This window comes from Natrialba magadii ATCC 43099, assembly GCF_000025625.1.
Lineage (GTDB): Archaea > Halobacteriota > Halobacteria > Halobacteriales > Natrialbaceae > Natrialba > Natrialba magadii.
Genome location: NC_013923.1, coordinates 213845 through 235531, shown reverse-complemented (window position 1 = coordinate 235531; position 21687 = coordinate 213845). Strand labels below are relative to the sequence as shown.

At 63.3% G+C, this 21687-nt stretch carries 16 protein-coding genes; 8 read left to right on the top strand and 8 right to left on the bottom strand.

Annotation, left to right across the window (positions count from 1 at the left end; genetic code table 11):
* Nucleotides 1-582: 582 nt before the first annotated feature.
* Entirely contained in the window at nt 583-1395 is an 813-nt protein-coding gene (locus NMAG_RS18530) for an IclR family transcriptional regulator (protein ID WP_004214352.1), read from the bottom strand.
* Between the two features lie 223 nt (nt 1396-1618).
* Between NMAG_RS18530 and NMAG_RS18525 the strand changes: the two genes are divergently transcribed.
* The 3 genes from NMAG_RS18525 (at nt 1619) to NMAG_RS18515 (ending at nt 4940) form a co-directional block, all read left to right on the top strand.
* Nucleotides 1619-2923, top strand: coding sequence for a glycosyltransferase (locus NMAG_RS18525; protein WP_004214351.1), 1305 nt, complete (start codon nt 1619-1621; stop codon nt 2921-2923).
* Entirely contained in the window at nt 2916-3299 is a 384-nt protein-coding gene (locus NMAG_RS18520) for a cupin domain-containing protein (RefSeq protein WP_004214350.1), read from the top strand. The genes NMAG_RS18525 and NMAG_RS18520 overlap by 8 nt, the downstream gene beginning before the upstream one ends.
* A gap of 129 nt (nt 3300-3428) precedes the next feature.
* On the top strand, nt 3429-4940 hold the full coding sequence (locus NMAG_RS18515) for an aldehyde dehydrogenase family protein (RefSeq protein WP_004214349.1): 1512 nt from the start codon (nt 3429-3431) through the stop codon (nt 4938-4940).
* A 20-nt stretch (nt 4941-4960) separates the two neighbouring features.
* Here the strand turns inward: NMAG_RS18515 and NMAG_RS18510 are convergent, their stop codons facing one another.
* Entirely contained in the window at nt 4961-5980 is a 1020-nt protein-coding gene (locus NMAG_RS18510) for an ROK family protein (protein WP_004214348.1), read from the bottom strand.
* Between the two features lie 146 nt (nt 5981-6126).
* Between NMAG_RS18510 and NMAG_RS18505 the strand changes: the two genes are divergently transcribed.
* Together NMAG_RS18505 and NMAG_RS18500 are read left to right on the top strand one after the other, a co-directional pair.
* Nucleotides 6127-7533, top strand: coding sequence for a phosphohexomutase domain-containing protein (locus NMAG_RS18505; protein ID WP_012996912.1), 1407 nt, complete (start codon nt 6127-6129; stop codon nt 7531-7533).
* Nucleotides 7534-7710: 177 nt separating this feature from the next.
* A complete protein-coding gene (locus NMAG_RS18500) occupies nt 7711-9222 on the top strand; it encodes an aldehyde dehydrogenase family protein (RefSeq protein WP_004214338.1) in 1512 nt (503 codons plus the stop codon).
* Between the two features lie 58 nt (nt 9223-9280).
* Here the strand turns inward: NMAG_RS18500 and hutH are convergent, their stop codons facing one another.
* The 4 genes from hutH to hutU are packed head-to-tail and all read right to left on the bottom strand — an operon-like array spanning nt 9281 to nt 14977.
* Nucleotides 9281-10891 (bottom strand): histidine ammonia-lyase, encoded by a 1611-nt coding sequence (gene hutH, locus NMAG_RS18495; RefSeq protein WP_004214337.1) that lies wholly within the window; start codon nt 10889-10891, stop codon nt 9281-9283.
* A complete protein-coding gene (gene hutI / locus NMAG_RS18490; protein ID WP_004214335.1) occupies nt 10888-12207 on the bottom strand; it encodes an imidazolonepropionase in 1320 nt (439 codons plus the stop codon). Before hutI ends, hutH begins: the two co-directional genes overlap by 4 nt.
* Entirely contained in the window at nt 12204-13190 is a 987-nt protein-coding gene (gene hutG, locus NMAG_RS18485) for a formimidoylglutamase (RefSeq protein WP_004214333.1), read from the bottom strand. Before hutG ends, hutI begins: the two co-directional genes overlap by 4 nt.
* Nucleotides 13190-14977 carry a urocanate hydratase gene (hutU, locus tag NMAG_RS18480; RefSeq protein WP_004214332.1) on the bottom strand — a complete coding sequence of 596 codons (1788 nt, stop codon included), beginning with the start codon at nt 14975-14977 and terminating at the stop codon, nt 13190-13192. Before hutU ends, hutG begins: the two co-directional genes overlap by 1 nt.
* Nucleotides 14978-15062: 85 nt before the next feature.
* Here hutU and NMAG_RS18475 point away from each other — a divergent pair, with 85 nt between their 5' ends.
* From NMAG_RS18475 to NMAG_RS18465, 3 genes are all read left to right on the top strand, one after another.
* Entirely contained in the window at nt 15063-15710 is a 648-nt protein-coding gene (locus NMAG_RS18475; protein ID WP_004214330.1) for a helix-turn-helix domain-containing protein, read from the top strand.
* A 79-nt stretch (nt 15711-15789) separates the two neighbouring features.
* Nucleotides 15790-17043, top strand: coding sequence for a glycosyltransferase (locus NMAG_RS18470; protein WP_004214329.1), 1254 nt, complete (start codon nt 15790-15792; stop codon nt 17041-17043).
* An 87-nt stretch (nt 17044-17130) separates the two neighbouring features.
* Nucleotides 17131-18033 carry a universal stress protein gene (locus tag NMAG_RS18465; RefSeq protein ID WP_004214328.1) on the top strand — a complete coding sequence of 301 codons (903 nt, stop codon included), beginning with the start codon at nt 17131-17133 and terminating at the stop codon, nt 18031-18033.
* A 12-nt stretch (nt 18034-18045) separates the two neighbouring features.
* On the opposite strand, the gene NMAG_RS18460 is transcribed toward NMAG_RS18465, so the two are convergent.
* A complete protein-coding gene (locus NMAG_RS18460) occupies nt 18046-19029 on the bottom strand; it encodes a sugar phosphate nucleotidyltransferase (protein WP_004214327.1) in 984 nt (327 codons plus the stop codon).
* A 326-nt stretch (nt 19030-19355) separates the two neighbouring features.
* Nucleotides 19356-21638 (bottom strand): pyruvate, water dikinase, encoded by a 2283-nt coding sequence (gene ppsA, locus NMAG_RS18455; RefSeq protein ID WP_004214326.1) that lies wholly within the window; start codon nt 21636-21638, stop codon nt 19356-19358.
* Nucleotides 21639-21687: the final 49 nt, after the last annotated feature.

Sequence of the window (21687 nt, the reverse complement as noted above, 5' to 3'; positions counted from 1 at the left end):
CACACATTGTGAAACTGGTGCAGGCACGGGTGCCCGTTGCCGACATGCCAGAAAGAATTTACAAGCGTACTCCTGTAATCACTCGCCAGATTCCAGGAGAGCGGTGCAGTCGCTCGCATCGAACTCATGTTTGATAGCAAGAGACAATTGTGTGGTTATCACAGACAGTCCCAGATAGAGTCCCCAGAAGCGCTGAAGTCGCCGATCACTGTTTTCTAGCTCGCCGACACTCACGTTTCACGCATCGTGAAACACAGGGCGCACTCGGTAACTGAACGGGAAAACAGCAAATAGCGGGACAGACAGTCGCAAGTTGGTGATTAGGTCGCAACGATACCACTATCGGACAGAACTATTCGAAGATCGGTCGCAGAACTGTGGCGTCCCCTCTCGGTGACCGCCACGAATTCACGACCGACTGTTCACTGCCTTTTGTCCGACAGTAGGCGGAACGTGGTGGCCACCGTCGGGAACGAGCACCTGGTAGCAGCGAGACACGGTTCTGATAGTGACAGCGAGCCCACCTTCAGGCTATCGGGGAAGCCGATTCGAAGCTCACAGCAGCCGGCTCCGCTCTCGGTTCTACGGTTTCGCTCGATAGTCGACGGACTCGAGTTGGGTCGCCAGATCGGCCTCGATGGCATCGACGGTTTCGAGCAGATTGTCGATCATATCCGGTTCGACGCCGTTTTCGTAGAAGTAGGTCGGCCAGCCGATACTGAGCGCACCGAAGGTGGTTCCGTCGGGGAGTGAGACTGCGGCGCTGATGTTCGAGAAGCCCTCGAGTACCTCCTGATGAATTTCGGCGTACCCCTGTTCGCGAATCGTCTCGAGTTGGGACTCGAGTGTCTCCCGGTCGGTAACCGAGTAGGGTGTCTGTGCGGGCATCCCCCACTGGTTGAGGATCTCATCGACGCGCTCGTCCGAGAATTCGGCCAAGAGCACCTTTCCCGAGGCGGTGTTGTGAATGTGGTAGTACTGGCCAACGCCGCTCCAGGTGCTCTTGTCTGGGTCACCATACCCGCGAGGCTCGTGGATAACATCGGCGATGGAGATGATTCGGCCGTACTCTTCGACGAGGAACTCGACTTCCAGATTCGTCCGTTCGGCGAGGTCGTTGACGTGCTGTCTGGCCGTGTTGAAAAGCGGCGTTCGGTAGTACGCCGACCGTCCAAAGTGGAGAAACTTGAGTCCGATCTCGTACTCGCCATCGTGCTCGATGAGCCACCCCTCATCACAGAGGGTTGCGAGGTGGTTGTGTGCCGTACTACAGGCGATGTCGACACCCTCAGCGATCGCTGATAATGTCGCCCGTTCGTGCTCCTGAACGAACTCGACGATTCGGAACGATGTCTTGGTCGTTCGAACCGGACGTGGCGTGGTTATCTCACCCATGGTATGTGGTTACAGCGCAGATATAAAACGTTTCACCATACGTGAAACGCATTGTGAGGGACGAGCACTCCATATCGAACGCGGTAGCTGCCTGCGATTCTGCCCCAGCGCATGATTTATGGTCTCTGGGTCAGAGATACACAATCATGGGTAAATATACCATACACACCCCACACACTACTGGCTGCGCGACGCGCTCCGTTTCCAGCGGGGTGGCTCACCCATGAGCGACGACAAGACGATCGCGTTTTTCCCGGAAGCGGCATACGGGCCAGCACTAAATTCCGTCGGCATCGCACAGGAGTGTCGCGAACTCGGCCACGAACCCGTCTTCCTCACCGATCCACCAATGGCGGAGGTCTTCGAAGACCACGGCTTCGAGACGTACGAGGTCAACATGGCGGATCCGTCACTGACGGCTGAGGAGAAATCGAAGTACTGGGACGACTTCATCAACAAGCACATCCCGAACTTCGATAAGGAGCCCTACGACCAGCTCGACAACTACATCACGGAGTGCTGGGACGCCATCGTCGAAACCGCGAAGTGGGCACAGCAGGACTTACCGGACGTACTGGACGAAGTCGACCCGGATCTGATCTGCGTCGACAACGTCGTTCTGTTCCCGGCTATCAAACAGTACGGCGTCCCCTGGGTTCGAATCGTCTCCTGCGCAGAAAACGAGATTCCAGACCCCAATATTCCGCCGTACCTGTCGGGCTGTCGCGCGGACGATGTCGAGAGCCACCACGAGTTCGAGCGCCGGTACGACGAACTGATCGCGCCGGTCCACGACGACTTCAACGACTTCCTCAGAGAACACGGCGAAGAGCCGTATCCGCACGGGCTGTTCTTCGAGACGTCCCCATACCTCAACCTCCTCAAATACCCCGAACGACTGCGCTGGGACCGCTGGAACGAACTCGACCCAGACCGGTTCCAGTACCTGAACGGCTGTCTTCGAGACGAGGACGAAACCTACGAGGTCCCACCGATCGGCGACGAGGACGATCCGCTCGTCTACCTGAGCTACGGCAGCCTCGGCTCGGGCGATACGGACCTGCTGAAGCGCCTCCTCGAGTTCTTCGGCAGCCAGCCCTACCGCTTCCTCGTGAACGTCGGCGAATACATCGACGAGTACGACGACACACAGATTCCGGACAACGTCAAAATCGATAGCTGGTTCCCCCAGCAGTCGGCCATCTCGCAGGCTGACGTCGTTATTCACCACGGCGGGAACAACACGTTCAACGAGTGTCTCTACTACGGCAAACCGGCGATCATTATGCCGTACGTCTGGGACGGACAGGACAACGCCACTCGACTCGACGAGACGAATCACGGCATCAAACTTCACCGCTCTGACTGGACGCCCGAGGAATTCGCCGAGGCACTCGAGACCTGCCTGACTGACGAGGAGATCCAGGCGAACGTCGCACAGACCTCGGCCGACATGCAGGCACAGAGCGGAACAGAAAAGGCAGCGCGGCTGCTCGATGACGTACTGGAGGATCACGATAATGTCTGAAACCCCATCCGATTCCGACGAATCGCCGTCCGTACGCGCGCTTGCGAACCCAACCGACATCGACATTGCGGATCTCGACGACTGGGGTCCTGTTCCGGACATGATCGAAGGCGAATCCCACACAGCGGGGACGGTCATCTACAAGGGTCCCGACGGCGAGTCCGAAAGCGGCATCTGGACCTGCACGCCGGGCTACTGGGAGTGTACGGTCGAACGCGACGAGTTCTGCCACTTCCTCGAGGGCAGTGCAACGTACACGCACGAGGACGGTACCGTAACCGAGATTGAGCCGGGGACGATCGCAACCTTTCCCGCCGGCTGGACCGGCACCTGCCGCGTCCACGAGACCGTGCGCAAAGTGTACATGTGCCGATGACAGACTGTCAGCCATGAGCGCTCCCACGAAACCACAGGACACGCCCACACAACCACAGGGAATGTCCGCACAACCACAGGACAACACCCCAGTTTGGGGCGGAACACCACAAAATCGAGGTGAACCGTAATGACCGAGTTCGACCCGTTCGGCCGTCACATCTTCGCCGACGGCACCTTCCGCGAGAGCGAGTCACTCGAGTCCATGGACGTAATCGACCCTGCGACCGAGGAACCCGTCGGCTCCGTTGCGGTCTGTGATCCCGACGAGGTCGAGGCCGTCATCGAGGGAGCCGTCGAGGCACAGTCAGCGTGGGGCGACGAACCCGCAGGGACACGTGCAGCAGCGCTCCACGAGGTTGCAGATTCGATCGAGGCGGACGATTTCGAGCGCATCGCGACGCTGATGACGAGAGAACACGGCAAGCCCTTCCCCGAATCGGAGGGCGAACTCGCAAACGTCGCGGGCATCTTCCGCTACTACGCCGAACTGGCGCGCGACGACCAGGGGAACGTCCCCGGCTCGACGCAGGCGGAGTCGTTCCAGTTCGACCGGGCGTTTCCCTACGGCGTCACCGTTCACATCGTCCCCTCGAACTTCCCCGTCCTGCTAACGGCCTGGACAGTCGCTGCCTCGCTCGCGGCCGGCAACGCTGTGATCGTCAAGCCGTCCGAGCAGACGCCGCTCTCGACGCTCCAGTTCATAGAGCACTTCAAAGGGCTTCCCGACGGCCTCGTCTCGTGTCTCACCGGCCGCGGCGAAACCGCACAGGCGATGATCCAGTCGGACGGGACGGACGCCGTCGCGTTCACCGGCGGCGTCGAAACCGGACAGCAGGTGAGCACAGCGGCCGGCAAGCAGCTGATGCCCGCCGTCATCGAAGCCGGCGGCAACGACCCGCTCATCGTCACCGAGCACGCGCCCATGGAGGTCGCAATCGCCGGCTCGACCACCGCAGCGTTCCATCTCTCCGGACAGGTCTGTACCGCCGCCGAGCGGTTCTACGTCCACGACGCCGTCCACGACGAGTTCGTCGACGGCCTCGTCGAGATGACCGAGGCACTCCGCGTCGGCAACGGCTTCGAATCCAGCGAGATCGGCCCGCTCGTCAGCGAGGCCGCCCGCGACAACGTCGAGCGACTGGTGGAGGATGCCCTCGAGAAGGGCGCGACACTCGAGTGCGGCGGGCAGGTGCCACCGGAGCAGGAAACGGGCTGGTTCTACGAGCCGACAGTGTTGACAGACGTAACGCCGGAGATGGCCATCGTCCGCGAGGAGGTGTTCGGCCCGGTTGCGCCGATCTGTCGCGTCGAGAGCTTCGAGGAGGCGCTCACGGAGGCGAACAACTCCGAGTTCGGACTGGGCGCGTCGGTCTTCACGACGGATCTCGAGGAGGCGATGCGAGCCTACGAGACGCTGGAGGCGGGCATGGTCTGGATCAACAATCCGATGATCGACAACGACGCGATTCCGTTCGGCGGCTGGAAACACTCCGGCATTGGCCGCGAACTCGGCCGGCAGGGGCTGGATGCGTTCCGCCAGACGAAGATGGGGGTCATCGACTGGAACCCGCAGGTTCACGACTGGTGGTATCCCTACCCCGAGGAGTGGTTCTACGACACCGAGGAGAAGCGGTTCTGACTGGCGGGCTGAGACGCCGGTCAGCCGTCTAATCCGCCACTCGTACCCGTGAACGCACAGCGAAGCGCACCCCGCAGAACCGCTTCCTCACCGAGATCGCTACACACGATTTCGGGCGTCTGCACGACGAGCTGTGACTCAATTTCCTCGCGAATCGGGTCGAGAACGAGCGACTGGTTGTTGAGCGCGACCGCACCGCCGACGCTGACGACCGCCGGCGCGTACGCGTTGATCACGTTCCCCATCCCAAGCACGTTCAGTTCGGCGACCCGGTCGACGACGTGCGTCGCGAGCGGATCCGAGCCGGCGTGCTCGAAGATTTCTGCGGCGGTGAGGTCGTTGGACTCGAGTGGCAGCGCTGTTTCCGTGTGTCTGTCCTCATCTTCGACCTCGTTCTCGTTCTCGCTCTTCCTCTCACCCCCATCCGCTGCCAACAGCCGGGCGAGTGCGGGAATGCTGTTCCCCGAGCAGTAGGCTTCCCAATGGCCGGCCGCGCCGCAGCCACAGGGAAGGCGGCCGGCGGCGTCGATCGTCATGTGGCCAACCTCGCCGGCGTTGCCGTCCGTTCCCAGGAGTGGGCTGCCGTCGCTGATCACGCCGGCTCCGATGCCGGAGGAAATCGTGAGGTAGACGAGCGAGTCGACGTCGGGGTGGGTATGGTGGTGTTCGCCGATCGCACCCGCCAGCGTGTCGTTGTGCAGGACGACGGCGTCGGTCTCGAGTAGGTCCGCGAGCGGATCGACGAGCGGGATAGGGTCGAGCGATTCCGTTTCGGTTCCCAGATTCGACGAGAGACCCACGGTTCCCGCATCTCGGTCGATTACACCCATCGAACCGATGCCAGCACCGGCGATCGTCGAGGGTTCGACAGACGCGTCTCGACACGCTTCGCGAACAACGTCGAGGACTGCTCGTGTGACCGCGTCGGCGGTCGGCCCCTGGGGCGTCCTGGCTCTGGCACGGCCGACGATCGTCCCAGTGTCATCACCGACGACTGCGCGAACGTTCGTTGCACCGAGATCGACGCCGACGGCGTACATTACCGAGAATCAGCCACTGAGTCGACTTAACTGTGCGTGGTTGGCTGTATGCGCCGCCTCCTTGGCCAGAGTGCGTTTCGACGTGCAGGCGAGCCACTGGGCCCGTGAGCCGAGCGTTTATCATCCTCGCCTCGGTACGGTATCACATGAGTCGGATCAGCTTCGGGACCGGCGGCTGGCGCGCGACCCAGGACCACTTCACGGACGAGAACGTGCGCCGAGTCGGCCAGGGTATCGCAGCGTACCTCACCGAGAAACAGGACGTTATCCCGTCCGAAAACACCGTCGCCGTCGGCTACGACGCCAGAGCCACGTCGGCCGACGCCGCAGCGAGTCTCGCGGACGTCTTCTCGAGTGCCGGCTTCGACGTCCTCCTCACCGACCGCGACCTGCCGACGCCCGTCGTCGCCCACTCCGTCGTCGACCGCGACCTCGCCGGCGCGGCGATGGTTACGGCCTCGCACAACCCGCCGGAGTACAACGGCGTGAAGTTCATTCCCGGCGACGCCAAATCGGCCATGCCATCGATCACCGACGCGATTGAGAGCCACATCGAACCACCTGACCCACTGCCAGAGGCCCAACACGGGACCGTCACCCGCTACAATCCCGTCGAAATCCACGCGACGCACGCTGTCGGACTCACCGACCGATACCTCGGCACGGACCTCTCCGACCTCACCGTCGTCTACGACGCCATCCACGGCAGCGGGCGGGGGATTACCGACGCGCTACTCGAGTCCGCCGGCGCGACGGTCATCCGCCACCGCTGCGACCGCGACCCGACTTTCGGCGGGAACGCACCCGAACCAGGTCCCGAAACGCTCGCCGACCTCCCGTCGATCATCGCCGAGCACGACGCGGATCTGGCTATCGCGAACGACGGTGATGCCGACCGGATCACGGTCTGTACACCCGATCGAGGCGTCCTGAGCGGCAACCTCCTGTTCGCCGTGATCTACGAAGCGCTCCTTGCCGAGGCGGAGGTGACGGGACCCGCCATCCGGACGGTTTCGACGACGTTCCTGATCGATCGAATCGCCAGCGAGTACGGTGCCGACGTGCACGAGGTGCCGGTCGGATTCAAGTGGATCGCGGACGGCATGGCGACGTACAACGGCCTCTTCGGTGGCGAGGAGTCCGGCGGGTTCACTATCGACGGCCATATCGGGACCAAAGACGGCGTGCTTGTCGCGCTGCTGGCCGCCGCAGCGGCCGCGACCGAACCGATCGACGACCGACTCGACCGGCTCTTCGCGACGTACGGCCAAATCCACGCGGACAAGGTCAGCGTCGACTGCCCCGACGACCGGAAGGACGCCGTCATCTCGGGTTTCGAAGCGGCACTTCCCGACACCATCGCCGACCAATCTGTCGTCGACACCGTCGCACTCGACGGCTACAAACTGCTCCTCGAGGACGGCTCCTGGATTCTCATCCGCCCGAGCGGCACTGAGCCGAAGATGCGAGTGTACGCCGAGACGCCGGCCGGCGAGCAACTCGAGTCCCTCCTCGATGCCGGGAGCGAACTCGTCGAGGCACAACTCGCCTAATCTGTCATTGGGTTCGAGGATATCTGCGGGAGCTGCCGACTGGCCAAATACGTGTGAGGAATGGAAACACAGTCCAAATTTAAGTGTTGGTGTCGAGTAGTTAGCGGTGTGAGACGAGTGTAGTTTCACTCACACCCACACTACACTCACATCTTCACTCACACCCACACACAACTCATGGCTACCGACAACACACTCATCGAGCGACACGAAGCGGCAATCGACGACGCGACAGCCGAACTCACTCTCGACCACTGGATCGACGGTGCGCACGCCGAACCAGCGTCGGGAGAACGGTTCGAAACGGTCGATCCGGCAGCCGCGGTACCCATTACGACCGTCGCCAGCGGCACCGCAGCCGACATCGACGACGCAGTCGAGGCGGCTAGCGCCGCCGCCGACGGCGAGTGGGGCGATACGACCGCCCGCGAGCGGGCCACCCTCATCTCCGACTGGATGGACGTCTGCCGCGAGCACGTGGACGAACTCGCCCGTCTCGAGTCCCTCGACGTCGGCAAGCCGCTCGCGTTTGCCCGCGACGAAGTCGAAGGGGCACTCGAGTTCTTCGAGTACTACGCGTCCGTGGCACAGGCGAGCCACGGCGAGCAGATTCCGTTCGGGACGGAAAACCACGTCTACACGCGAGAGGAGCCCTACGGCGTCGCGGGGCAGATTCTGCCCTGGAACTATCCGCTCTCGCTGGCCGGCTGGAAGGTCGGCGCTGCGCTGGCCGCGGGGAACACGGTCGTCGCCAAACCCTCCGAGCAGGCGCCGTGTACGATCACGCGACTGGCACAGCTCTCTGCGGACATCCTCCCCGATGGCGTGTTCAACGTCGTCAACGGCTTCGGCGAGGACGCCGGCGCACCGCTAACCGAACACAGCGGTGTCGACAAGCTCTCGTTCACCGGCTCAGTTCCGGTCGGCCAGCAGGTGATGAAGGCGGCAGCGGACGATGTCACGCCGGTAACGCTCGAACTCGGCGGGAAGTCTCCGTACGTCGTCTTCCCCGACGCGGATCTCGAAGCGGCCGCCGAGACCGCTGCGGCAGGTATCTACTACAACACCGGGCAGTCGTGTGATGCGTGTTCGCGAATCCTCGTCCACGAGGACGTCGCAGACGAGTTCACCGACCTGTTCCTGGACGCAGCCGACTACTGGGAGCCCGGCGATCCGCTCGTCGACGGCACGACGATGGGGCCGCTCACGTTCGCTGACCAGTACGAGAAGGTCGACGACTACGTCGAGATCGGGCAGGAAGAGGGGGCAACCCTGCTCGCCGGTGGCGAGCCGCCAGCAGCCGAGGCACTCGAGGAGGGCTGGTTCTACGAGCCGACAGTCTTCGGTGACGTGGACAACGACAGCCGCCTGGCGCAGGAGGAAATCTTCGGTCCGGTACAGTGTCTGATCACCTTCGAGAGCTACGAGGAAGCGATCGAGCTGGCGAACGACGTCCCTTACGGACTCGCCTCGGGCGTCGCGACGCAGGACGCCAGCCTCGCACATCGTGCTGCCGCCGATATCGAGGCGGGCAGCGTCTGGATCAACGAGTACCACGGCGGCGGCGTTGGCATCCCCTTCGGCGGCTACAAGCAGTCGGGTATCGGTCGGGAGTGTGCACGCGAGACGCTCGGGGAGTACACGCAGACGAAGGCGATCAACGTGGCGCTGGACGAGCCGGAGCTGTAGCGGGCAGCCGCCTATACGCTTTTTCTGGACCGATTAGATTTTGTCTGTCGCCGAATCGTCACTGGGTGTCAGCACCGAGTTCATCGACCGCGTCGTCGAGCACGCCGGTCTCGATCAGCGAGTCGACTGCCTTCATGTCGGCGTCCGGTCGACGGTCGCCGGTCAACGGCGGGACGACTTCACGGACCGTCTCGTAGGCCTCACTGGTTCCAGATCCGAGCGATTCGTCGACGTACTCGGCGGCTTCGGCTGCACAGAGGAGTTCGGTGGCGACGACCTGGCGAGCACGGTCGAGCACTCGCCGCGCGTTGACCGCCGCTGTCGCGCTCATACTGACGTGATCCTCTTGACCGCCCGAGACGGGCGTGTTGTCGGTCGCCGCACGGCCAACGCTTCGACACTCGTTGACCAGCGAAGCGGCGGTGTACTGGGCGATCATCAGCCCGGATTCGACGCCGGAGCGCTGGGCGAGGAACGGCGGCAGGTGCGATTCCTGGAGGTTCGGGTTCACCAGTCGATCGGTCCGTCGTTCGGCGACGGCGGCGAGGTCGGTCAGCGCCGCAATGAGGTAGTCGAGTCGATGAGCGAGCGGCGCACCGTGGAAGTTCCCGCCGGAGACGACCGCACCCTGGTCCGTCCCAGAGGCGCGGTCGTCGAAGGCCGCCCGCGGGAAGACGAGCGGATTGTCGGTGACGCTGTTGAGTTCGATTTCGACGGCCTCGCGGAGGTGAGCCACGGCGTCTCGAACCGCGCCGTGGATCTGTGGCAGACAGCGGATCGAGTAGGCATCCTGCACCCGGTCGCAGTTGCGGTGTGATTCGACGACGTCCGAGTCAGCGGTTAGTCGTCGCACGGTGCGCGCGCTCGTCGCCTGACCCGCGTGCGGTCGCACCTCGTGGAGCGGCTCGGCGCAAGCAGCCGTCGTCCCCATCGTCACCTCCGTCGTGAGCGCGCCAGCGGCGTCTGCCGCGCGACAGAGTCGCTCGGCGTCGGCGACGAGCAGGGCCGCGAGTCCGAGCGTCAACTGGGTGCCGTTGATGAGCGCGAGTCCCTCCTTCGCTTTGAGGCCGACCGACTCGAGTCCCACTGCTGTGAGCGCCTCGTCACCGGGAAGGCGCTCGGACTCGGGTGCAGCGGAACTGCCGCCGGATCCGCCGTCAGCCGACGAATCGACCGCCACATCGGCCTCGCCCTCGCCGATCAGGACGAGTGCAAGGTGTGCGAGCGGTGCGAGATCGCCCGACGCGCCGAGGCTCCCACGCGAGGGGACGACCGGATGGACCTGCTCGTTGAGCAGGGACGCGAGCAGTTCGACCACACGAAGGCGGATACCAGAGTAGCCCGCGAGGAGCGCGTTGAGCCGCGTGACCATTATCGCCCGAACCTCCTCGCGGCTGAGTTCGCGGCCGACGCCGGCGGCGTGACTCCGGACGAGATTGGTCTGCAGTTCCGCGACCTCGGTTCGTGGGACCTGCGTGTCGACGAGTTCGCCGAAACCGGTGTTTACGCCGTACACCGGGTCGCCGGCCTCGACGATATCCTCGACTCGCTCTCGAGAGGTTCGAACGCGCTCGCGGGCCTCGCTCGCGAGTTCGACAGCCTCCCCGTGGCGAGCGACGGCAACGACCTCCTCGATCGTCAGCGAGTCGCCGTCGAGGGTGACGGTCATCGGTCCACCTCCGAATCGGCGCGGGAGCGATAGGCCGGTTCGCCACCGATTAGCGCCCGTTCGACGACCGATTCGTCGAACCGGTAGGGGACGTGAGCGTGCGATGGCGCATCGAGGACGAGCAGGTCGCCCGGCGCGCCCTCGCGAAGCGTGCCACAGCCGGCCGGCACGCGCTCGATTTCTGTGCGAGAGGCACCGAGCGCGAGTCCGCCGCCGTAGGTGCCGGCGCGGACGGCTTCTGCGGGGGAGAGCCCCATGCCAACGCAGGCGAGGGTCAGCGCAAACTCCATTCCCGGCGCGTAGCAGTTCGGGTTAAAATCCGTTGCCACGGCGACCTCGCTTCCGGCCGCGAGGAACTGACGCGGTTCCGCATACTCGGTGCCGAGCGCGAAGGCAGTTCCAGGCAGCAACGTCGGGACAACGCCCGCGTCTGCGATGGCCGTCGCGTCCGATTCGGTCGCCTGCAGGAGGTGATCCGCGCTGACGGCGTTCAGCTCCGCCGCGAGCTGACTGCCGCCGAGGTGGGCGAACTCCTCAGCATGGATCTTCGGTTCGAGTCCGTGCTCCCGTCCGGCCGTGAGCACGCGTCGCGAGTCCTCGACCGAAAAGACGTCTTCCTCGCAGAAGATATCACAGAAGACTGCGTGCTCCGCCACTACCGGCAACTGATCCTCGATGACCCGGTCTACGTAGTCGGCAGTCGACTCGCCTTCCGGGACTGCGTGTGCGCCCATAAACGTCGGAACGACGCGAACTGGATGCATCTCTGCTGCCCGGCCGACGACCTCGAGTAGCCGCCGCTCCGTCTCCGTATCCAGTCCGTAGCCCGACTTCACCTCGACCGTCGTCGCGCCGAACGAGAGCATCGTATCGAGACGTTCGAGGAGTAACTCGAGTAGCTTCTCATCACTCGCCGCTCGTGTCGCCCGGACGGTTCGGAGGATGCCGCCGCCCTCAGCGAGGATGTCCTGGTACGGTTTGCCCCTGAGTTTGGCGGCGAACTCGTCGGAGCGGTCGCCGGCGAAGACGGCGTGTGTGTGGCTGTCGACGAAGCCGGGGAGGATCGTTTTCCCGCTTGCGTCGATCGCCTCGGCTGCGCTTTCCGGTGGGTACTCTGCAACGATTTCGTCAGTCGGACCGATGGCGACGATTTTGCCGTCCGCGATCGCGACTGCGCCGTCTTCGATCCGTTCGAGTACAGCATCCGGGTCGGCCGGCGATCCGTCAGCGCCGGGGTGGGAGCCCTCAGCTGTACCTGCGGCCGGCCCCACCACGAGTTCCGACGCACCGTAGATGACGGCGTCGGCGGCGGTCATCGGAGTTCACCTCCGGATGCCTGCACCAGTCCCACAAGCGCGTGTGCAACTGTTCTGGCTGCCGCAGTCACCGTTCGTTGACCCTCGTCCAGCGGCGGCGCACATTCGACGATTTCGACGCCCGCGAGGCGGTCGGTGTCGTGGCTCGCAACCCGCCGAACCAGTTCGAACAGTTCGCGGGTAGTTAGCCCGCCGGGCGTCGGCGCGCTCACCCCCGGTGCGTGGACCGCATCGAGCACGTCGCAGTCGATACTGAGATAGACCGTATCGACGTCCGCAACGGACTCGAGTACCCGGCTGACTGCGCCGTCGAGATCCGAGCCGACCGACGCTGCTGTGACAATCTCGCCGCCCTGCCCCTCGAGGAACGAGGCGTACGCCGTCGACGTCTCGAAGTGGCGCGCGCCGACGCAGGTGTAGGTGTCCAGGCCGGACTCGAGTAGCTCCCTGTACGGCGTCCCGCTGGTCGGGCCGTCGTGGACGTGACGAACGTCGAGGTGGGCGTCGAGGTTGATGACGCCGACGGCGTCGCCACGCTCCAGCAGCGGGCGGACGTTGGGCACTGTCAGCGAGTTATCGCCGCCGAGGAAGATCGGGGTTGCACTCGAGTCGTGAACGGCGCGAGCGACGGGTTCGACGGCGGATCGGATTGTTGTGAGTTCTGTGTCGTCGGTTGCTGCTGGAGTTCCCGTCTCAGCAGTTGCGAGGGAGACGTTGCCGTAGTCACCGACCTGCAACGCCGAACACGGGCCGGCGTCGAAGTGGTGCGTTTTCGCGCCTGCGAGGGAGTCGCGGATCGCGTCTGGTCCCTCGCTCGCACCCGTTCGGCCGATGACTGCCGCGTCGAACGGCTCACCTACGAGCACTGCCTTGACGCTATCCAGATCGTCCGTTGCGACTGGTTCGACGAGTTCGCCGAACGTCTCGTCGGTAGGGTCACTCGAGCGCGAGGCCCACTCGATGTTGGACGATGTCGTTTGCATTACTTGTCCTCCTGTGTTTTTGCGTCTGCCATCGGCACATGCACGTTCGATTCGGCCGCCTCCTCGAGTGCCTCCTCGTAGCCGGCGTCGGCGTGGCGGACGACGCCCATGCCGGGGTCCGTCGTGAACACGCGGCGGGCCTTCTCGGCGGCGAGCGACGAGCCGTCGAGGACGACGTGATTGTTGGCGTGCAGCGAGTTGCCGATGCCGACGCCGCCGCCGTCGTGGACGCTGACGATGTCAGCGCCCGCAGACGCGTTGAGCAAGGCGTTGAGAATCGGCCAGTCCGCGACGGCGTCGGAGCCGTCTCGCATGGCCTCTGTCTCCCGGTTCGGACTCGCGACGCTGCCCGCGTCGAGATGGTCGCGCGTGACGACGACCGGCGCGGAGATTTCACCCTCGGCGACGAGGTCGTTGATCCGAAGTGCAAACTGTGCTCGTTCTGTTAGGTCACCAGGATCATCAGCGGACTGATACCCAAGCCAGCAGACCCTGCTCGGCAGTCCCTGGAACGAGACCTGCTCCTGTGCGAGGTCGATCCAGCGGTGGAGATGCTCCTTCTCCGGGAACAACTCTTTGACGGCCTCGTCGGTGCGGTGGATATCCGATTCGTCGCCGGAGAGAGCGACCCAGCGGAACGGGCCCTTGCCGCGACAGAACAGCGGGCGGATGTACGCCGGAACGAAGCCGGGGAAGTCGAACGCGTCGTCCATATTTCGGTGCTCTTCTACCTGTCCGCGGATGTTGTTCCCGTACTCGAACGCGACCGCACCGCGCGCTTGCATCGCGAGAATTCCCTCGACGTGTCGTTCCATCGTATCGAGGCTCTCCTCGACGTACGCTTCGGGGTCTTTCTCGCGCAACCTCTCTGATTCAGTAACAGAATAGCCAGCTGGGTAATATCCCTCAAGCTCGTCGTGCGCACTCGTCTGGTCCGTCACGATATCCGGTACGAACTCCCGCTCACGCAGTTCGTCGAACATCGTTGCCGCGTTCATGTGCAACGCGATCGACAGCGGCTCGTCCTCGGCTGCTGCAGCCTGGGCTAACTCGAGTGCCTCGTCGATGTCGTCGGTCTTCTCCATGCAGTAGTCCGTCTCGAGGCGGCGGTCGATCCGGTCCTCGTCGACTTCAGCCGCGATACAGACGCCGTTGTTCATCGTCACAGCGAGCGGCTGGGCACCGCCCATTCCACCGAGGCCGGCGGTGACGGTGATCGTCCCGCGAAGCCCATCACGGTCGGGGAAGTGCTGTCTGGCGGCCTCCGCGAGCGTCTCGAAGGTTCCTTGAATGATTCCCTGGGTGCCGATGTACGCCCACGAGCCGGCGGTCATCTGGCCGTACATGATCAGTCCCTTCGACTCGAGTTCGTGGAAGTGGTCCCAGTCGTCCCACTTGCCGACGAGGTTCGAGTTCGCGATGAGAACGCGCGGTGCGCGTTCGTGCGTGGTGAACCGTCCGACCGGTTTGCCGGACTGGACGAGGAGCGTCTCGTCGTCTTCGAGCGTTCGGAGCGACTCGAGGATGGCGTCGTAGGCGTCCCAGCTTCGGGCTGCTCGGCCGGTGCCGCCGTAGACGACGAGCTCTTCGGGTTTCTCGCCGACCTCGGGGTCGAGGTTGTTGTTGAGCATGCGGAGTGCGGCTTCCTGTCGCCACCCTTCGCACTCGATCTCCGTGCCTGTGGGTGCGCCCTGGTACTCCTGCCACTGTTCGGAAGGCGTGCCGATATCGTGTGCAGCGTCGTCGGCCTCGCCGTCGTTCGTCGGCTCCTGTGTGGGTGTGGTCATACCAGTCTAGTCACTAGCACTGTCCGAGAGGATCGTGTTTCCATACGGCTATGGGTTTAAGTCCTCGCGTGCGACAACTGCTGGTATGCACGTGGGCGTGTTCCGGATCGACGGCGGCAGTCCGTACGCACAGTCGACGGCTCGAACGAACACCAGCATCGAACTGTGGTGTAACGATCACTGCGACTTGCTTCACGTCACGGGCGACCAGCAGACGGCTGTCGTCGACCGCGTCAGCGACGAGGTCGGCGTTCGCGAACGAATCGAACAGGACGAGACGACGCAGACGATTATCACCGACGACTGTCTGAAACAGCACGGCGACGACTACATCGAGTCGTACCTCTCAGCACATGGCTGTCTCCTCGTTCCACCGCTTCGCTACGAGGACGGGATGAAAGTCGTCCGCGTGCTCGCTATAGACGGTGCAAACCTGAGCGCGTTCTACCGCGATATCGCCGCCGACTACGCTGTTACCGTCGACTCGAAGTACGACCTCGACGCCGTTCCGGCAGAGACACCGGTGCTCTCGACGGCGTCATCCGTTCCAGACCTCTCCGAGCGCCAGCGAGAAATTTTTCTGCTCGCGTACGAACGTGGCTACTACGAAATCCCGCGGGAGACGACAACCGCCAAACTCGCCGACAGCGTGGGAATCGGTCGGCGAACCGTCGATCACCACCTCCGACGCGCCGAAGCCAAGATCGCCGCTGGCGTCGTCGAGTTTCTCTGAGACGGACTGCTGCTCTGAGACGGAGTACTGAGCACCCCCCACAACTGATACTACCGGTCGTTGTAGGACGGCTAGAACGATGCACGCGCCATCACTTTCAGATCAAACGTTCGACGCGTACACCGACGTGACGGGGAGAGATCGTCTCGAACGGCTTCGGTCGCTGGCCGACACGCTGGCCGACAGCCGTATCCTGCACGTCAACTCGACTGCGACTGGCGGCGGGGTTGCCGAACTCTTGCGATCGATCGTTCCTGTCTGTAACGACCTCGGAATCGACACAGATTGGCTCGTCATGGATGCCGACGACGAGTTCTTCGAGGTGACCAAGGCGATGCACAACGCGCTCCAGGGGAGCGGTCCTCCGCTGACTGAAGACATGAAAGCGACCTATCGAACGGTCAACGAGCAAAACGCCCGCGAACTCGCGGACCACGGTGAGGAGTACGATCTCGCCGTGATCCACGACCCGCAACCGCTTGGCATGCTCGACCAGCTCGAAGAGATGATGCCGGAAACCGTGATCGTCTGGCGCTGTCATATCGACCTCACCGATCCGACCGCCGAGTACCTCGCGTTCGTCTCGGAGTATACAGCGCAGGTCGACCATGGAATCTTCAGTCGGTCCGACTACATCGGCGAAACCGCGGTTCCGGGGACGAGCATCATCTATCCATCGATCGATCCGGTCGCAGAGAAGAATCGATCGCTCGAGGCCGAAACGATCGCAACGATGTGTGATCGCTTGGACCCGCTCTCGTTCGAAGACCCGCTCGTCACGCAGATCTCCCGATTCGATCCGTGGAAGGACCAGTTTGGCACGCTCGAGGCGTACCGCCGTGCCAGCGAGGACGTGGCGGACCTCCAGCTAGCGCTCGTCGGCGGGATGGCCGGGGACGACCCGGAGGGGCTGGAACTGTACGAACAGGTCGCCAAAGAGGCGGCTACCGATCCGAACGTCCACGTGTTGACCGATCTGTCGGATATAGGCGTGAACGTCTTGCAGCGTGAGTCGGACGTCGTCGTTCAGAAGTCGCTCCGCGAAGGGTTCGGCCTGGTCGTCTCGGAAGCGCTCTGGAAACGGACACCAGTCGTGGGATCGGACGTCGGCGGCATCCCACTACAAATCGTCGACGAAGAGACCGGCTATCTCGTTGCGCCTGACGACGCAACGGGCGCCGGTGAGCGCGTCGTCGACCTCCTCGAGAACGACGAGCGCCGGGCGAGATTCGGCGAGAACGCACGAGAGCATGTTCAGGAGCACTTTCTATTGCCCCGGCAACTCGTGGAGTTGCTGGACGTACTCGCCGACGAACTGGAGTATGACCAGTGATGAGACGAGTGAGTCCGTGGCCGTCATCGGAGTCTTTCGCCCCCCTACCATTATCCGCTCTAGCGGTGAAGGAAGAGATAGATTGCCATGACCCGGCTTATCGATTCGATACTCATACCGACGGACGACAGTGAGGGCGCCCTCGCAGGAGCGAAACACGCAATTGCGCTTGCATCGCAAACCGGTGCGGACGTGCACGTTCTCTCGGTCGTCGCCGTTCGCAGTGATCTGGAGGGGATCACCGACGCGATGGAGTCTATGTACGCGTCACTCGAGGACGATGCGAAAGCCGCAGTGGAGACCATCGCGGACATGGTGCGATCCTACGACGAAGATCTCGAGGTAACGACCACCGTCAAACGTGGAACGCCGTTCCAATCGATCCGGGAGTACGCTACACGACGCGAGATCGACATCATCGCCATGGGGACGAAAGGTCGGGACGGAGTAGACAGGGTTCTCCTCGGCAGCGTCACCGAGAACGTCCTCCGGACGGCGCGTACGCCTGTCCTCGTTGTTCCTCCGGAGGCCAACCTGTCCGAGATCAACGAGATCGCTTTCGACGAATTCCTCTTGCCGACGGACGGGAGCGACGGAGCAGCCATCGCGGCCGACTGGGGGATCGCGCTGGCGAGTCGACTCGAGTCGATGGTTCACACCGTGTACTCCGCCGAGACGAGTCGCCTCTCCCGAGCGAAAACGCCAGATGAACTCCTCGACGCGCTCGAGCAAAGCGGCGAGGACGCGATCGAGGCAGTTCGGGAGCAGGCCACAGACGCCGGTGTCAGTATCACCGGAACGATCACGACAGGATCACCAGCGGACGTCATTCTCACGGCCGCAACCGAACGCGACGCCGACCTGATCGTCATGGGAACGCACGGCCGAACCGGAATCGGGCAGTGGTTCCTCGGCAGTGTCACGGAAAACGTCGTCCGACAAGCCGATGTCCCGGTGTTTTGCGTGCCAGTCAGCGCTGAGTCGCCGTAGCGAGTTCCCAACTCACTCCCCTGGAGCGTCTGGAGCGTCCGGAATTTGCGTGTACGCACCGATCATCGCGTCGTGAAGATCGACGCCCTCGAGAGCCGCGCCCTCGTCGACGATCGACCGGCGGATGGTCGTCCCCTCAACTGTCACGTCCGGGAAGATAACCGACCGTTCGACGTCGGTATCGACGAGCGTCGCGTTCGCCATGACGTGGACGTTCGACCCGAGCATCGCGTTCTCGAGTGTCGCCGAGTCGGCCACGCGTGTGCCACCGTCGAGGAACCAGGCAACGGCGTCGAGATAACTCTCCCGCGTGCCGATGTCGAACCAGGCCCCATCGAACACGTACGCGTACGTCGGCTCCCGCGACTGGAGCCACTGGACGAACCAGCCCGGCTCGTCGGGATCGTTGCCCCCTTCGAGATACGTCGGCAGTAACTCGAGTGCGTCTTGCGGGAACGCGTAGCAGCCGATCGAGACGCGCGTCCCCGGTGGATCGTCGGGCTTTTCCTGAAAGTCGACTACGCGGTCGTCTTCGAGATCGACGACGCCGTACGCGGTTGCCCGCTCTGGCGAGCCGACATCGTAGGCGGCGATCACCGGTGCGTCTTTTCGATCGTAGTACGCGAGAAAGTCCTCGATCGCGAAGTCGACGATGTTGTCGCCGGCGATCACCAGCAGGTCGTCGTCGATTCCCTCGCGGTCGACCAGTTGAGCGAGTGCGCCGACGACGCCGAGTTTCTCGTCCTCGGCGCGGGTTTCTTCGACCGAGAGCTGCGGTTTTTCGTAGTCGCTGTCAGCCAGTTGTGCCTCGAACTCCGGGGCAAACCGTTCGTTCGTGCTCACGTAGACTTCCTCGATGCGATCCGCGGTCTCGAGTTCGGCGTAGATGCGTTCGATGACGGTCGTCTCTTCAAGCGGAAGAAACATTTTCGGGCGGTGTCTCGTGATCGGCCACAGGCGCGTGGCGTACCCGCCAGCGAGGACGACAGCTTTCATCGGTCAGCACCTGCCGACGGGCGCTGTTCGGCGTTGGTCACGTGGCAGACGTGAGTCGGTACCTGGGTCGTACTCTGGCTCCTGCTCTTGCTCATGCTCAAACTCATACGAGTCACAGACCCGACTTCCCACGACGTTGGTGGTAAACCTTTCATGGAGTTGTGGTTGCGATCCACGAGCTATGAGCTATGAGCTACGAGCTACGAGCTACGAGCTACGAGCTACGAACTACGAACTACGAACTACGAATCCAGAATCCGGGATCCTGGCCCCTGGAACCTGGCCCCTGAATCCGGATCCCAAAACCACGAATCACGAATCACGAATCACGAATCACGATCCTCGAACTCGGCAACGGTAAGCAGCGTCTCGATAGCGACGTCCGGCGACACCGAAATCGAATCGATATCTTCCTCGAGCAGGAACTCGACGTACTCCGGAATCGTCGACGGTGCGTCGCCGCAGATACCGACCGGTCGGTCGTGACTGTGTGCCGTCTCGATCAACGACGAGATCGATCGCGTGACCGAGTCGTCTGCCTCGTCGAACAGCGGTGCGAGTTGCTCCGAATTCCGGTCGACACCCAGCGTCAACTGCGTGAGGTCGTTCGAGCCGATCGAAAAACCGTCGAACAGCTCGGAAAACCGATCCGCGAGCACAATGTTCGAGGGCAGTTCCGCCATCACGTACACGTCCATCTCCTCCGGCGGCAGGCCGTACTCGGCCATCAGTTCGAGGACGCGCTCGCCCTCCTCGGGCGTCCGACAGAACGGGACCATCACGGTAACGTTGTCCAGCCCGACGTCCTCGCGGACCCGCCGGAGCGCCTCACACTCGAGTCGGAACGCTTCGCGAAAGGCCTCGTCGTAGTAGCGAGACGCCCCCCGCCAGCCGATCATCGGGTTGTCCTCCTCCGGTTCGTACTTCCACCCACCCTCCAGGTTGCGGTACTCGTCGGTCTTGAAGTCGCTGAGCCGAAAGAGAACGTCGTCCGGATAGAACGCGGCACCGATCTTCGCGATACCAGTCTGCAACGCGTCGACGAAGCGCTCCTCCTCGCCGCGCTCGAGCAGTTCCAGGGGGTGATAGCCGACGTGGGATGTCACGATGAACTCCTCGCGCGCCAGTCCGACGCCGTCGACCGGGAGATTCGCGAGCGCGAACGCCCGCGCCGGATCGCCGAGGATCAGTTTGACCTCGGTATCCGTCTCGGGGAGGTCGTCCACCACCTCCTCGCGGACCTCGTACTCGAGTTCACTCTCGTAGACTCGGCCGATGTCGGTCGAGCAGTCGACCGTCACGGGGTCGCCGTTCGACAGCGTCGCTGTCGCGTTACCGGTTCGGACGATTGCGGGGACCCCGAGTTCCCGGGAGACGATCGCCGCGTGTGATGTTTTGCCGCCGCGGTCGGTCACGATTGCGCTCGCTTTCTTCATCACGGGGACCCAGTCCGGGTCCGTCATCTCGGTGACGAGGATGTCGCCGTCCTCGACGCGGTCCATCTCCCGGTGGTCCTGGAGGACGCGCACAGCGCCGCTCGCCACGGCGTTGCCAATCGCGATCCCATCCAGAATTTCGTCGGCGCTCTCCGTCATGCTGTACGTGCGGATGACGTTCCCTTCGGCCGCGCCGTGGACCGTCTCGGGCCGGGCCTGGACGACGAACAGTTCGTCGAGGTCGCCGTCGACGAGCCACTCGATGTCCTGGGGGGTGTCGAAGTGGTCCTCGATACGAGTCGCGTACGTCGCGAGTTCTCGGATTCGGTCGTCCGAGAGTGCGAACTCGTCCTGATCCTCGTCGGGAACCGACTCCAGCTTGGTGCCGCCGTTGCGCCGGACCATTCGCTGGGTCTTCCCGCCCAGTTCTTTCTCGACGATGCCGTTTGTCGGCTTGAAGACGACGTACCTGTCGGGGTCGACGACCCCCTGAACGACGGGCTCGCCGAACCCGTAGGCCGCCTCGATCACGACGACGTTCTCGAACCCGGTGTCTGGGTCGAGGGTGAACAACACCCCCGAAGACGCCAGATCCGCCCGCCCCATCTTCTGGACTGTACAGGCGAGTTTAACGTCGAGGTGGTCGAAATCGTTCGTCTCGCGGTAGACGATCGCCCGGTCGGTAAACAGCGACGCGAAGCAGTATTTGAGCGACTCGAGTAGCTCCGTCGTCCCGGCGACGTTCAGGAACGTCTCCTGTTGGCCCGCGAAAGACGCATCTGGCAGGTCTTCAGCGGTCGCAGAGCTTCTGACGGCAACCTCGGGATCGTCGATCTCCAGCTGAGCTGCCAGCGCGTCGTACCGGTCGACCATCGCAGACGCTAGCTCTGCGGGCATCTCGGCATCCGAAATGAGGCTTCGAATTCGCTCCCCACGCTGTTGCAGATCCGCGACGTCTTCGACGTCGAGTCCGGCCAGTTCCGAGTCGATGGCCTCCTGGATACCCGTCTGCTCGATGTAATACTCGTACGCGGTAGCAGTCGTGGTGAACCCCGGTAAGACGGGAACGTCGAGGGTGGCGAGTTCGCCAAGGTTCGCGCTCTTTCCACCGACGGCTCCCGAATCGGCGCTACTGACGTCGTCTAACCATCGGCTGAACGTGTTTGCTTCCATCGATCAGGCATGCTGACCACACGCATGGTAATAAGTCGACGGGGGTACG